We start from the raw sequence: 13,676 nt of genomic DNA on the forward strand, positions 1-13,676 counted from the left end.
TTCAATGAACTGAGACAGGCGATAAAATGACCAAGTATGCAGATTCTTTTCGTTTTTACGGCTTGTTCTTGCCGTCTTTTGATAGGGGTGAATGGCCGGAAGCGGCGAAAATCGCTTTCACCAGCGCCATGTGGTTTGGCATAGAAAGCCGACCTTTTTGCCGCGGACAAGTCCGTATTTCTCTCTGCATGCGGATGTGTCGTTGTCTTTATACAAGCTGCTTCCGGTCGGGCTTGCCCAGGTCGGTGTAGGAGATGCTGTCAACGAACACAATCTCTTTTGGCAACTGATACCTGGCGACTCGCGGGCGCAGCCAGTCCAGCACAGCTTCCTCGGTCAGCCCGGCATAGCTCGCAGGCTGCACGAACGCTTTCAGCCTTTGCCCAAACGCTTCGTCGGGAATGCCCACCACAGCCGCGTCCTCTACGCCCGGATGCTCGGCCAAAATGCGCTCCAGCTCGATCGGATACACATTTTCTCCGCCGGATACGACCATGTCGTCTGTCCTTCCGCATAAAAAATAATACCCGTGCTCATCCCGATAGCCCAGATCCCCTGTCTCGACCCATCCGGTCCGGGTGGAAAAAAGCGCTCTCCGCCTTCGCACGCAAAGCTGCCCGATCTCGCCTGCCGCGAGCTTTTGCCTGTCCCTTCCCCGTACGTGCAAGCCGACACCGCCAATTTTTTTGCCAATCGTGTGCGGTGCAGCCGCCAGGTCTTGCGGAGTTGCGACGGCACAAAGGCCCGCTTCGGAAGTGCCGTACAGGTTGAACAAGACCGCTCCCAATTGGCCGGACACTTCGGCGGCAAGTGCGGGCGTTAGCGGCGCGCCGCCAGAAGCGATGCAAGCGAGAGACTGCAAGGCGCTCGCGTTGTGCCGCAGCATTTTTCTCAGCATGAGCGGAACGACCGTCACGGCGTCGACCTTGTGCTTTTCGATCAGCGCACAGGCGTTGGCGGCGTCGAAGCCGGGCGTTATCACGACTTTTTTGCCCAGCGCAAGGAACAAGAGCAAGATCGCCAGCCCGTATCCGTGGCAGATGGGCGTAGCCACATAGGCAGTATGGCAGCGCAGCAGCCGAAGCCGCGTCAGCAGCGCCAAAAACGGCGGCAAATAGTGGAACAGCGACGGCTTGTGCGCGACTTTTTTCGGCTGCCCCGTCGTCCCTCCTGTCAACAGCATGATGTGCCCGGCAGATGCCCGCTTTGGCGATTTTGGGGTGGCGGCAGCCGTTTCATGCCACTCGTGCAGCAGCCGATTGATGGCGGGCAACTGGTCGTAGTAGCTGTGCAGCCGCACGGTCCTGTGCGCCGCCTGCTCAATGCGGGCCGTCCCGTTGGCGTCGTGGACGAGCAGGTCGAGCTTCGTCTCGTCCAGCAGTTGCGCGAGCTGCCTTGCGCTCATCTCCGGATTGAGCAAATAAATGTCGCACCCCGTGCCGGAAGCGGCGAAAATCGCTTTCACCAGCGCCATGTGGTTTGGCATAGAAAGCCGACCTTTTTGCCGCGGGCAAGCCCGTATTTCTCCCTGAACGCCCAGGCGAGGCGTTCGGAGTCGCACCACAACTGCCGAAAGCTGACGGCTTCCCGTTCGTCGGCCAGGGCGATCTTTTGGCCGTACGTGCGCTGCGCGACCTGCAACAGCGTCATCAGGTTGGTTCCGTATCGGCAGATGGCGGCGAGCAGCCTGCCGATTCCTGCTGGCGTCAACAGCTTCATTTTGTACAGCGTCGCAAGCAAAAACACGATCCGCACCGTCATCCCCCCTTTTTTCGCAGCCAGCGCGGAGTGAGGCGCTCCCACAGTCCTCTGCCCAACACCGAGGCCAGCTCCCCGAACAAAAGCCACCACGGCCGCCAGCTTTTTCGTCTCGTGCACATGGATTTGGCGATGACCCGGGCGGCGTGCTCCGCGCTCATGGCGGGCATGCTGCGGTAGGCGGCAGTCGGCGCGATCATCGGCGTTTTTACCAGCGGAAAATAAATCGCAGTCGTGGCGATTCCTCGCGCGTTCCACTCCGGTGCCGCCGAGCGAAACCAAGTGTCAAAAGCTGCCTTCGAAGCTTGGTACGCCGCCCAGTACGGCAGCGGAACTAGCGACGTGTTGATCGTCGAGATATGGATGATTTGTCCGTTGCTTCGGGCAAGCTGCGGCAGAAGAGACAGCAGCAGCCTGACCGGGGCGAAGTAATTAATCGCCATCGTCCGCGTAAAATCGTGGTGGCGGTCGAGCGAGTCCATGATCGAACGCCTGATGGACAAACCCGCGTTGCTGACCACGATATTTATCGTGTCTGCCTGCTCGCACGCCCAGGCGAGAAACGACTCCAGTTCAAGCGGCTCGCGCAAATCCGCCCCGAAAACGCTGACTGCAGCCGTTCCGTGCTGCTCGATTTCCCGCTTGAGCTGGCGAAGCTTTTCCTCTCTTCTCGCCACCAGCAGCAACTGCACCTCGCAACGCCCCAACAAATATGCGAGCTGCTCGCCAATCCCGGAGCTTGCCCCTGTAATGAGGATCGTCTTGCCTGCAAGCGAGCGTGCCAGCCTTTTTTCGTCCAGGACGGCTGGCCAAAACAGCAGTTTTTCCAAAAGACTGTACGTATGCATCGGCATGACCCTTTTTTGGCAAGTAGTAGATTTCTCCTTATTTTCCTCGACTCTGCCCCGGGAAACAAGAACATGCAAACCTATGACCTGAACAACCATTTGGAGTCGGCACCTAAGCACATCGGGGCGCTGATGGGATTTGAGCGGACAAAAGTCTTGCAGTTGCAGTTGCGCGCCGGAGCGTTCGTCCCGGAACACGATACGGATGCAGACGTGCTCATTATCGTGCAAAAGGGCACAGCCGTGTTCGACTTTTCCGGCAAACAGGTGGAGCTGACTCCGCAGACGCTTTTGCACATGCTCCCTCTGGAAAAGCATAGCGTGCGCGCTCTGGACGAAGATGTAGAGATGGTAGTCATCCGGATTGAACGCTAGTCATAAAAGCGCCATGCCAGCGGCGGAGCTTGCCGCAACCCGTGTAAGTTCCACCCGCCGCCAAGCCACGCCTGGACGAAGCCGGTCTCGTGTTTCTGCGATACCGGCTTTCCATCGTACATTCCCTCTCGCTTTTTCTCCTTGCCCACTCTCCCCGCCTGCGAAAAAGGCGCGAAAACAAGAAACCGAACCTCTCCCTCAATCGTCTCTCTATTACTATACAAAATCTGACAATGAGATCGAGGTGCAGGCAATCATGGAATCTATCTCTATCGTCCTTTACCGTCCCGAGCTGGCCGCGGCCGTCGCGGACATGTGGAACGCCAGTCGGGACAGTTGGGGAGGCGGAAATTCAATCACGACAGCGGAACAGATCAGACAGGAGGAAGCTCACTCCGATGCGCTCGCTGTCTACCTGGCGATGGACGGCGAAACCGTCGTGGGCTATTGCAGCCTCGCCGAGTACCGCGAAGATACCGGCGCCCTCTACATCCCCCTGCTCAACGTCCGGCCGGAATACCATGGCAAAAAGGTAGGACGCATGCTGCTTGCCCGCGCACTGGACAAGACCGTCGAACTCGGCTGGCCGCGGCTTGATCTCTACACATGGGCGGGCAACACGAAGGCTGTCCCCCTGTATAAAAAGTTCGGTTTTTTCTGGGAAGACCGCGACGATAGCACGCATTTGATGAACATGATGCCCACTGTGCTGCGGACGGAAGCCATCGCGCACTACTTCGAGGAACTCGACTGGTATCGGGACTCTGCCCGGGAGATTGTGGTCGAGCCGGACGGTCGGAAAGAAAACGGCTTCGACTACTTCACCTACTCCTGGACGAAAGGCGAAAAAAGCCTGCGCGTAGAGTTTGAACGGCGCGGGCGCGGCATGCGGCTGATCGAAACGGAAGATTACTTGCTCGCTGCCGAGGTGGAGCAACTGGAGCTGGTCTTCGGTCGCACGTACCAGATTCACTATCGGATCGTCAACAAATCAGGCAAGCCGTTGCAGCTATCTTTGACAGGAGAGTCTGACGAAAACATTCGCTTTGACTATCGCCAAGAACTGGAAGTGACGGGCGAGACGACGCTGTCCGCCAGCTTTTTTGTCGGAGAGATTACAGAGGAGCAAAGCGTCTGGCGCACGCATCCGCGAGTCTGCACACACGTCCTGATTAACGGCAGGCGCGCCTTGTTCCAGGTCGGAATCTTGCCCAAGTTTCCCGCTTCCCTCTCCCTGCACGTCCCCGGCTTGTCCTATCCTGGACAGACCGCACCGTTTTATCTCGATGTGGAAAACAACTTTGCCGAAGAAGCGCAGTTTTCGTTCACGCTTCCGGAAGCGCCGTTTTTGCGCTTCCATGAACAGCAATTCACGCTGACGCTGGCAGGCAAGGAGCGCACCTCGCTGCCGCTTGCGGCCGATTTGCTGCAACACGGCTTTTACGAAGCGGACGTTCGTGTACAGGCGCAGCTTGCAGACGGCAGTACAGTCTCGTTTGTGAAAAAGCTCGGGGCTGCCTTCACTGGCCTTGGCGCCATGCTCGCGGGCGAGACGGAGCAAACCTGGCAAGTGCACCACGGCCGCCACTCGCTGTTTTTGACCAAGGACGACAACGAGCTGACCATCGTCGGCGCAAATGGCGGCGAACCGAGCTACATCGCCTATCCGAAGCTTGGCAAGCCGTATTCCAGCGAGTTTTCCAAAAAGCGCGCCGAGCAGGTCGAGTTTGTCGCGGAAAAAGGAGCGATCGGGATTCACGCCACGTATCACTCCGGCAGTTACCCCGGACTTGTCCTGGTGGAAAAGACGCTGCTGTTCGGAGACGGATCCGTCGAACACTTGCTGGAACTGGAAAACCGCTCTGCCGAAAAAATGGCGGCGGAGCTGTGGCTGATCCAAGGCTTTTCCCATACGCTGCACCGCCCCGTTTTGCCGTATCAAGGCCGCTATGTCGAAGTGCCTTCCTCCTACGGCAGCGATTTGGACTACTGGGACGGCAAGCTCGTCAGCGAAAACTGGCTGTTTTCGCGGGAGGAAGCAGTTCCGTGGGGCATGTGCTGGCCGAAGGAATACCGGATCGACTTCCAGGTCCGGCAGCTCACGCTGGAGACGTGCCTTGGCAGCCTGGAGCCGCACGACAAAAAGAAGTTCGGCCCGATCCACATGACGCACGGTGCGTATGCGGACTGGAAAGACTTCCGCGCCTTTGCGCAAAAAGAAGCTTTGCCATCAGCAAACTTGTCCCTGACGCCACATCTGGAGCTTGTCGCCAACGATCACAACCCGTTTGTCGCAGGAAAAGAAGTGCAGGTACAGGTCAAAGAATACAAACAGCAATATTTGGAGGGCGAGCTGACTGCCTCGCTGCAAAGCGCGCCTGCCGGAAAACAGGCCCACCGCTACACGGAAGAGGCGGAAGCGACAGAATCGCGCTTTTCGCTCGCTGCGCCGACAGGCTCGCCTGACCTCGTGCGCGTAGACGGACGCTTCGCCACCCACGACGCTCGCTTGCAGAGCGCGATCTTCCCCATCGGACAAGGCGAGATTGCCCAGGAGACGACCGAGGAAGCGGGACAACAGGTGTACGTCGCGGACAACGGCTTTATCCGCATCAAAGCCGCCCCGGACTTCGCTCCGGCGCTCTATTCGCTCACCGCCGGAGGGCAGGAGTGGCTGGCCAGCTCCTTCCCCGAGCGCCAGCCGAAGTCGTGGTGGAATCCGTGGACAGGCGGCATCAGCAACCACGTCGAGGAGCTGAGTGCGTTTTCGCTGGTCAAGGAAGAGCGGTCCGCTTGCTTCGCCCAACTGACCGACAACAAGCAAAACGTCTGGCAAGGGATCAAACTGAGCTACCACGTAAAAAAGCAGGAAAAATATCGAGGCCTCACCTGCCATCAATATTTCCTGCTCATGCCTGGCGTCCCGCTGCTCTGCCATACTGTCGAGATCGTGCAGCATACGGGGACGTACTTTGCGAACAAAGATTGGACGACAGAAATCTTTTTGCAAACCGAAACTGCTACAGGCCCACTGTGGCTGAACACGGCAGGAAAGCATGGCGAGAAGCTGCACTACAAGCTGGGCCAAGGGGAACTGTTCGCCTACGAAGCGTCAGACTATACGTTTGGCAGCCCGTCGCGCAAGGAAAAGCTGCAAATCGTCACGGACCTGGAGACGGCAGACATCGACCTCTACGTCAACAAAGAAATCGCCCTCGCCTCCCTCTCGCGCGAGCTGAACCTGCCGCACGACCGCATAGCCTTTACCGCCCCTGTCTTTTTCCTGTTTGCGGACGAGCCGCTGCCAGCCGATTCGCTGTCGGCCTTGCGCGCCATCCGGTTTGCCAGCGAAACCGAAGGGAGGATTTCACGATGAAAATTATTGATGCCCACATGCATCTGTCCCACATCGAAGAATTCAAGCGCACAGCGGCCGAAAAGTCGTTCGTCGACTACTCCGTCCAGGGCATTTTGCAGGAATACGCGGAAAACGGCGTCGTGCTCGGCATCGGCATGGGCCTGACCGAGACGCAAAAGAACGGCTTTCCCGACCCGGAGGCGGCAACACCGATGGGCCTCGACCTGACAGACGAGCTGCCGCCACAGCTCGTCTACTGCCTCGGGATCAATCCGTACCATCTGGACGAGGCGGCAGTCGCCCGCCTGGAAGCCGAACTGCAAAAGCCGCAGGCCGTCGGCTTGAAAATCTATTTGGGCTACTATCCATTCTACGCTTACGACAGCGTCTACGATCCGGTCTACGCGCTTGCGGCCAAATACGGGGTACCGGTTGTTTTTCATACGGGCGATACGTACTCGGAGCGCGGCCTGCTCAAATACTCCCACCCGCTCACGCTCGACGAAGTAGCGGTAAAGCATCGGGACGTGAACTTCTTGATGGCGCATTTCGGCGACCCGTGGGTGCTGGATGGCGCAGAAGTCGTGTACAAAAACCGCAACATGTTTGCCGACCTCTCCGGCCTGATGGTCGGTGACGCCGCCAACTGCCGCAGACTGGCCGAGTCGCCGCTGTTCTTCGCCCACCTGCGCCACGCGATCACCTACTGCGACCATTACGAAAAGTTCCTGTTCGGCACCGACTGGCCGCTCGCGCCCGTGAAGTCGTACATCCAGTTCGTGCAGGAGCTGATCCCGGCGGAGTATCATGAGGATGTGTTTTATAAGACGGCGTTGAAGGTGTTTCCGAAAATCAGGACGATTGTTGAGTAAACTGGAAGGTTGATAGTTGGAATAACTACAAGCCCCATGCTGTGTCACGTGGCAGTTTGCCCGTGAGCCCGTGGGGTTTTTACTGTCAACTTGGCGGAAAAACGGTTTACATACTTCCATCCCGCACAGGTCGCCAAACAAAAAGAAAAACGCTTAGGATTGAACGGTTCCCTAAGCGTTTTCGTATTTTTAGCGCGTCTCTCCTGGCCTGTCTGTATTTTTTATAAGCGGTTATTGCTTGCCCAAAAAACCTTCCTTAAAAATGTTCAGCAAGTACTCCAACGTAATCGGGTCACTGTAGGTAGATGCCTCCGTGTCGATGACGATCACGTGGTTGTTTTTCACAGCAGGAATCTTTTTCCACGTCTCGGAGTTCAGGAACGCATTTTCGCCGCCTTTGCGCTGGCTGAGTACGATGTAGTCTCCGGCATACTCCGGAATCACTTCCAGAGAAAGCATGTAGTAGCCAGGGCCGAGGGCGTCCTTCTTCACTTTTTCCGGCATGGCGAGGCCCATTGCCTGGTACAGAATCTCGGTTCCGCGAGCCCAGTTGTTTCCGAAGACATAAAAGTCTTTTGCGTCGTGCTCAAAGACGGACACGGTTTTGTCCTTGCCGATTTTCGCCTTGATTTCTTCGCCGGCCGCTTGCGCGCGCTTCGTGAAATCGTCAATCCACGCTTGCGCTTCCTGTTCCTTGTTCAGCAACTTGCCGATCTCGCGCTGCTGCGCCAAATAGTCCAGCTTGCCCCACGTATAGACGACCGTTGGCGCGATCTCCTTCAATTTATCCAAGTTTTTCATCCACGACCCGGCAATAATCAGGTCAGGCTGGAGGGCGAGAATTTTTTCCATCGTTTCATCGGATACCGTTTCGACATCTTTTACCTTATCCGCGAACAACGGGTTCTTTTTCGTCCATTCGTCGACCCCGACCAGTGTTCCGCCCAAAGCAAGAACGTTCGGCGCATTGGTCAAACCGACAATTCGCTTAGGACTCGCAGGAACCTCGATCGGTCCGTTCTCCGACTGGTACGTAATCGTCTCCGGCTTCGCTTCGGCTTCCGGTTTTGCTTCTGTTGTCGCTTCCTGCTTTGCTGCGTTGCCACCAGCAGCGTTCTCCGTTGGCACCGATGCATTGCCGCAGGCGCTCAGCAGCAGTACGAGCGACATCATGATAGAGGTGAGCCACTTTTTCATGTTGCATTCTCCTTTTTAACAGATGAAAACCAACAATTGATAATGATAATCATTTCCGAACCATTACATACTATAAACAGTTCTCTATTCCCTGTCAATATGGAGCAAGACTCGATCTGACAACTCGGCAAGCTTGATTTTGTCAGCGTTTGCAGATTGCGGCAGCAGCCAATCCGCGAGCGCTGCCCGTCTGTCGGACGAAGCATTGCATTGCATTGCTTTCCTTGCCTGCACGCGGCCATGGCGTCCGAATCATTTTCCCACAAAAAAACGGCCATTCAGCCGTTTTATCCGCCTTCCTGACCGTGCTGCACTGTACTGACGACATTGCCTTTTTTATGCCCTTGTTCTACGTACCAATGGGCTTCCGGAACCTGTGCCAACGGATAGCGCCTGTCGATCACCGCTTGGAACTGCCCTGACGCCATCAGCTCCGCGAGAAATTGCAAGTCTTCCGCCCGCTCTTTTGCCACCCCTTGCCCATCTACGGTGATGAACTTGCCGTTTGGCGCGAGCGCCTGCTGGCAACGGGCTTTCGAGCTTTTTCCGACGGCGTCGAAAATGAGATCGTACTGCTTGCCTGTACGCGCGAAATCTTCTTTTGTATAATCAATCGCTTCATCGGCCCCGAGCGACTTGACCAGCGCAAAATTGACGCCGCTGCACACCGCGGTCACGTTCGCCCCGAAGTATTTGGCAAGCTGCACGGCCGCCGTCCCTACCGCCCCGGACGCTCCGTAAACGAGGACGCGTTGCCCGCGCTGCAGCTTTCCTTTGCGAAAAAAATGCAGGGCTGTCGTCCCCCCAAAAGGCACAGCGGCGGCCTCTTCGAAGGCTACATTCCCGGGCATGTGCGCGATCACGGCGTCTTCTCGCAGACAGACGTACTCGACATGTGCGCCAAAGCGCATCCCGCTCAGCGCGTACACCCGCTCCCCCGGCTTGAAGCGCTTGACCTGATCGCCGACCGCTTCCACTTCTCCGGCCAGCTCGACACCCAAAATCGGTTGTCGAGGCTTCGTCCAGCCCAAAAACAGGCGCATCGGCAACCAGTACAACAGCGGACTGCGAAAAGCCCGCCCCCTGCAATCTCCGGACGTAACTGTCGTCGCATGAATTTTGACCAGCACTTCCTTGTCTTTTGGAACAGGCTTCGCTACTTCCTGCAACACGAGGACATCCGGCGATCCGTATTTGGGGCAGACAATAGCTCTCATGGGCTTCCTCCTGTATTTTCATTTGCCGTGAGTCGGCGCAAAACAGCTACTCTCCTTCATCGAGCGACAGCCAGGCCGCAGGCTCGGAACTGCCCGCGAGCCACTCGCTGACAAGCGTTGTTTTCCCGTAGCCTGCGGAAACAGAAACAAGCATCAGCCCGCCGAGGCAGAAGCAGACGTCACCTTCGTCCAGCCGCGCAATCAGGCACAGACGATGGACTGTTTTGGCCGAGGCTTAGGGACGTGCAGTTTCGCAAGCAGGACCGTCTGTTCCTGATCCCACCAAAAATACCACACATCCTGTTTCAGCAAAGAATCGGCGTAATGGCCGAGTGTCGGCTGGTCCTCCAGGACGTACTGGCAAAAAATGAAGTGCTCTTTTGCCAGTTGCAGCGCTTCTTCTGCCGTTTGCGGCCGTCTGCTTGCCTGCAGTACCCACGTATCGCCTGTCACCGCGAGAATGTTTGCGCCGTACTGCTGCTGAAAATGCCGGAAGATCACGGACTGGTAAACAGGCAGCGGACATTCGTTGTAGCCGCCCATCGGCACCCACAAAGGCGCCTCGTATCCGCGCTCAGACTGTGCACGTCCGCAAGCTGCTGCTCTACGAAGGCAGGCAGCGATTCTGCTTGGTCACATGCCTCCTCCATCATTTCCAGCAAGTTGTAGCAGGGCAAAACGAGAATGCTGTGCTGTCCCGCTGGCAGCGCTACATCCTCCGCAGCCACCACTTCGGTTTCACACCCTTCCAAATATTGGACCAACTCTTCAATCACGATCGACACCTCTTTTTCTTTTGGCACGCCTGAAGCGCTTTGTCTGTTTCACCCTGATTTCCTTGGAAAAATAATCCACACACGTTTATCGGACACTATCTTTGCTTGAGAAAGTAGAACGATCCGCAAGAATCTTGGGCCACGCCAATCCTTTTGCCAAGCGCTGATCGCAACACGGCTGCAGCAAAAAAGCTTCCCTCGCAACTAGGAGGGAAGCTTCTTCGCCATACGATTATTTTTTACGACAGCTTTACGAGGCTGTAGTTTTTCTTGCCTTTACGGATAATGATGAAACGCCCGCCAATCGCCAGGTCAGCCGTTACTTCCAGATCCAGCTCGCTCACCCGCTCGCCGTTCATGGAAATCGCGCCTTTCGTAATGTCCTCGCGCGCCTGGCGCTTGGATGGCTCGATGCCCAGCTCGACGAGCCAGTCCACGATGTTTTTCGCTTCCTTCGTCGCCTCGTAGGTCGGCATTTCCTTGAAGCCTTGCTCGATCTCATCGGCGGTAAGCGATTTGATATCGCCCGTGAACAGGGCGGCTGTAATGCGTTTGGCCTGCTCCAGCAACTCTTCGCCGTGCACGAATCGCGTCATTTCCTCTGCGAGCATTTTTTGCGCTTCGCGTTTATGCGGCTCCGTCTCGACTTTTACCGCCAGCTCGTCGATTTGCTCTTTGGAGAGGAACGTAAAGTATTTCAAGTATTTCACGACGTCGCGATCGTCGGTGTTCGCCCAGAACTGGTAAAATTCGAACGGCGTCGTTTTGTTCGGATCGAGCCAGACGGCACCGCCCGCTGTTTTCCCGAACTTCGTCCCGTCCGCTTTCAGCATGAGCGGGATTGTCAGGCCAAACGCTTTCGCCTCAGGCCCTTCTTTTTTGCGGATCAGATCGAGACCGCTCGTAATGTTGCCCCATTGGTCGGAGCCGCCGATTTGCAACTGGACGTCCTCGTGTCTGTACAGGTGCAGGAAGTCGAGCGACTGGAGGATTTGGTAGGAAAACTCGGTAAAGGAAATGCCGCTCTCCAGTCTGCTTGCCACGACATCCTTGGCGAGCATCGCGTTGATGCTGAAGTTTTTCCCGTAATCGCGCAAAAATTCGATCACGTTGATTTTATGCGTCCAGTCGTAGTTGTTAACCAGGCGAATCTGGTTGTCGCCTTCTGTGATGAACAGCTTTTTCATTTGTGCGGTGAGGGCATCCACATTCGCCTGCACCTGCTCCAGCGTTTGCAGCGAGCGCTCGGACTGGCGGCCGCTCGGATCGCCAATCGTCCCTGTCGCGCCCCCGATCAAAATAACCGGACGATGGCCCGCAAGCTGGAAACGTTTCAGCATGATAAAAGGAATCAGGTGCCCGATGTGCATGCTGTCTCCCGTCGGGTCCACGCCACAGTACAACGAGATCGATTTTTGCTCAGTCAATTCACGAAGCCCTTCGGCGTCTGTTTGTTGGTTAATGGCGCCGCGCCATTCGAGTTCATCAATAATGTTCACAGCCAATTCACTCCCTTAGGTTCGTAGATCTCCTATACCGAATCACCGTTGTGCGTGACAACAAAAAATCGCCCCTTGTCTATTGTAGACACAGGGACGATTGTATAACCGTGTTACCACCCAGATTGCACCAATGGTCACCCCATCTTCCGGATGCCATTCATGCCACTCTCGGCGAGATATCGTTCGCCATTCCGCTCAGCATTACCCGAGATACTCCAGAGTTGTAATTCGCGGGCTTAGTGTGTACCGGGTTCCATCCACCCCCGGCTTTCTAGGACAGGGACCAAGCTGCTACTGGGCTCTTTCAACGTATGTCGCATATAAGATTACAGACAGTATAGTGAATTGGAAGGGCGGTGTCAACTGGCAGTTTGCCCTCGCAGCCCCTGCTGTTCTGTCGGCAGGAAAAAATGTGGTTGCCGTTGTTTGACTCATAGATGAAATCTTTCAAGCTTTTGCTTGTGTACACGGAAAAATCGCCCGCGATAGCAAGCTTTGCCTTGTACGTGACGAACTTTTGCAGAATTTCTCCTTCGACTACCATCGCAAAATACGGCCCGGATCGTCTTGCGGCAAACAAAAAATCGCTCTCTCGCAATATTCGCAGAACGACCAAGTAATTTCCATTCCCACTTGCAACTCTTCCCCAATAAATCGCCGGAAGCATATTTATTTCATCTTTATTTACGGGTATGATAATAGAAAAAAAGAAAGAGGCTGTTTTATGGATTCAACCTATGCATCCAGATCTGCATCCAAAACAAAAATGCTCATCATTCATGCTCTTTTTATCGCTTTTACCCTTGCAGCCACCATGTTCATCAACATCCGTCTCCCGTTCATAGGCAACGGTGGCCTGATTCACCTTGGTAACGTGCCTCTGTTCATTGCCGCTTTCGTGTACGGCAGAAAAGCAGGAGCGATTGCAGGTGCCTTCGGGATGGGCCTGTTCGATCTGATTTCCGGCTGGACGGTATGGGCACCGTTTACCTTCGTCATTGTCGGGGCCATGGGCTATGTCGCTGGTCTCATCGCGGAAAGAATGCCGGGCAAACGCGTCCTTGCCTATTCTCTCGCTATCGCTTGCGCCCTGCTGATTAAAATCGTGGGCTACTACTTCGCGGAAGTGATTCTGTACAGCAACTGGATTCTGCCGTTTGGCTCGATTCCGGGGAACTTCCTCCAGGTCGTCGTTGCTGGAATCATCGTGCTGCCGCTGGTAGGACGCCTGAAAAAAATTGTCGGGCAAGGATAAGGGAGAACCATGCTTTTTTGCACAGTTTGCGCAGAAGTGCTACGTATGACGCACTTCGGCAGGCTGTAACGATCAAAATCGCTCAGGAGATGCTGATTCCTGGGCGATTTTTTTCGCTTGCACTTTATCACTTTATATAGAAAAGTGTGCTATACAAGGATCACTGAGGCGTGTATTTTGCAAGTCAAAAATGCAGATTACAGCTATTTGGGATCGACATTTGCACCATTCCTACATCGTCAACATTAGGGGGAATAGTTTCCGACTTCGTGTAAAGATGAGGACTGGGGCCTACACCCCTCCCTCTACCACCTAACCAACAGCAGAATCGCCAGGTGGGGCAATTCCAAACTGGCGAGAGTAGGGCAAAAATATAGTCGGGGTTGACACAACTATTCAACTAATGTCGGAGCTTCCTTTTAATCTTTAAACTCCTCCCACTATCATTAGCGTTGCATAAAAAATGAATCCATCTATTGTCAAATTATTCTGAATGACATTTTCAACTTCACAACCAA

General features: G+C 55.4%; 13 protein-coding genes and 2 pseudogenes. 5 read left to right on the plus strand and 10 right to left on the minus strand.

Annotated features, from left to right (window positions below; all coding sequences use genetic code 11):
- The 4 genes and pseudogenes from AC3WJN_RS24450 to AC3WJN_RS24465 form a co-directional block, all read right to left on the minus strand.
- Positions 1 to 81, minus strand: a pseudogene (locus AC3WJN_RS24450) (RNA-guided endonuclease TnpB family protein); the annotation flags it as partial.
- A 127-nt stretch (positions 82 to 208) separates the two neighbouring features.
- Positions 209 to 1,486, minus strand: coding sequence for an AMP-binding protein (locus tag AC3WJN_RS24455; RefSeq protein WP_448793212.1), 1,278 nt, complete (start codon positions 1,484 to 1,486; stop codon positions 209 to 211).
- Positions 1,462 to 1,755, minus strand: coding sequence for an AMP-binding protein (locus AC3WJN_RS24460; RefSeq protein ID WP_241764819.1), 294 nt, complete (start codon positions 1,753 to 1,755; stop codon positions 1,462 to 1,464). Before AC3WJN_RS24460 ends, AC3WJN_RS24455 begins: the two co-directional genes overlap by 25 nt.
- 2 nt (positions 1,756 to 1,757) lie before the next feature.
- On the minus strand, positions 1,758 to 2,606 hold the full coding sequence (locus tag AC3WJN_RS24465) for an SDR family NAD(P)-dependent oxidoreductase (RefSeq protein ID WP_309479911.1): 849 nt from the start codon (positions 2,604 to 2,606) through the stop codon (positions 1,758 to 1,760).
- Positions 2,607 to 2,678: 72 nt separating this feature from the next.
- Between AC3WJN_RS24465 and AC3WJN_RS24470 the strand changes: the two genes are divergently transcribed.
- The 3 genes from AC3WJN_RS24470 to AC3WJN_RS24480 all read left to right on the plus strand — a co-directional run bounded on the left by AC3WJN_RS24470 (position 2,679) and on the right by AC3WJN_RS24480 (position 7,211).
- Positions 2,679 to 2,981, plus strand: a complete 303-nt coding sequence (locus tag AC3WJN_RS24470) for an AraC family ligand binding domain-containing protein (protein WP_165329007.1) — start codon at positions 2,679 to 2,681, stop codon at positions 2,979 to 2,981.
- 256 nt (positions 2,982 to 3,237) lie between these two features.
- Positions 3,238 to 6,357, plus strand: coding sequence for a GNAT family N-acetyltransferase (locus AC3WJN_RS24475; RefSeq protein WP_492329345.1), 3,120 nt, complete (start codon positions 3,238 to 3,240; stop codon positions 6,355 to 6,357).
- On the plus strand, positions 6,354 to 7,211 hold the full coding sequence (locus AC3WJN_RS24480) for an amidohydrolase family protein (protein ID WP_005828288.1): 858 nt from the start codon (positions 6,354 to 6,356) through the stop codon (positions 7,209 to 7,211). Before AC3WJN_RS24475 ends, AC3WJN_RS24480 begins: the two co-directional genes overlap by 4 nt.
- Positions 7,212 to 7,442: 231 nt before the next feature.
- On the opposite strand, the gene AC3WJN_RS24485 is transcribed toward AC3WJN_RS24480, so the two are convergent.
- The 6 genes and pseudogenes from AC3WJN_RS24485 to AC3WJN_RS24510 form a co-directional block, all read right to left on the minus strand.
- On the minus strand, positions 7,443 to 8,408 hold the full coding sequence (locus tag AC3WJN_RS24485) for an iron-hydroxamate ABC transporter substrate-binding protein (RefSeq protein WP_007779711.1): 966 nt from the start codon (positions 8,406 to 8,408) through the stop codon (positions 7,443 to 7,445).
- Between the two features lie 287 nt (positions 8,409 to 8,695).
- A complete protein-coding gene (locus tag AC3WJN_RS24490; RefSeq protein ID WP_005828291.1) occupies positions 8,696 to 9,625 on the minus strand; it encodes an NAD(P)-dependent alcohol dehydrogenase in 930 nt (309 codons plus the stop codon).
- A 201-nt stretch (positions 9,626 to 9,826) separates the two neighbouring features.
- Positions 9,827 to 10,174, minus strand: coding sequence for a DUF4253 domain-containing protein (locus AC3WJN_RS24495; protein ID WP_237716595.1), 348 nt, complete (start codon positions 10,172 to 10,174; stop codon positions 9,827 to 9,829).
- A complete protein-coding gene (locus AC3WJN_RS24500; protein ID WP_238504318.1) occupies positions 10,123 to 10,401 on the minus strand; it encodes a hypothetical protein in 279 nt (92 codons plus the stop codon). Before AC3WJN_RS24500 ends, AC3WJN_RS24495 begins: the two co-directional genes overlap by 52 nt.
- Before the next feature lie 239 nt (positions 10,402 to 10,640).
- The gene (gene tyrS / locus AC3WJN_RS24505; protein WP_005828299.1) at positions 10,641 to 11,900 is read right to left on the minus strand and encodes a tyrosine--tRNA ligase; all 1,260 of its coding nucleotides are present in this window, start codon (positions 11,898 to 11,900) and stop codon (positions 10,641 to 10,643) included.
- A 362-nt stretch (positions 11,901 to 12,262) separates the two neighbouring features.
- Positions 12,263 to 12,435: pseudogene (locus AC3WJN_RS24510) on the minus strand (DUF4180 domain-containing protein); the annotation flags it as partial.
- A gap of 192 nt (positions 12,436 to 12,627) precedes the next feature.
- On the opposite strand from AC3WJN_RS24510, the gene AC3WJN_RS24515 reads away from it, so the two are divergent.
- On the plus strand, positions 12,628 to 13,158 hold the full coding sequence (locus AC3WJN_RS24515; RefSeq protein ID WP_005828303.1) for an ECF transporter S component: 531 nt from the start codon (positions 12,628 to 12,630) through the stop codon (positions 13,156 to 13,158).
- Positions 13,159 to 13,321: 163 nt separating this feature from the next.
- Positions 13,322 to 13,474 carry an ATP-binding protein gene (locus tag AC3WJN_RS24520; RefSeq protein ID WP_255344286.1) on the plus strand — a complete coding sequence of 51 codons (153 nt, stop codon included), beginning with the start codon at positions 13,322 to 13,324 and terminating at the stop codon, positions 13,472 to 13,474.
- Positions 13,475 to 13,676 lie beyond the last annotated feature (202 nt).

The organism is Brevibacillus sp. FW306-2-1A-C05A, from assembly GCF_058781555.1.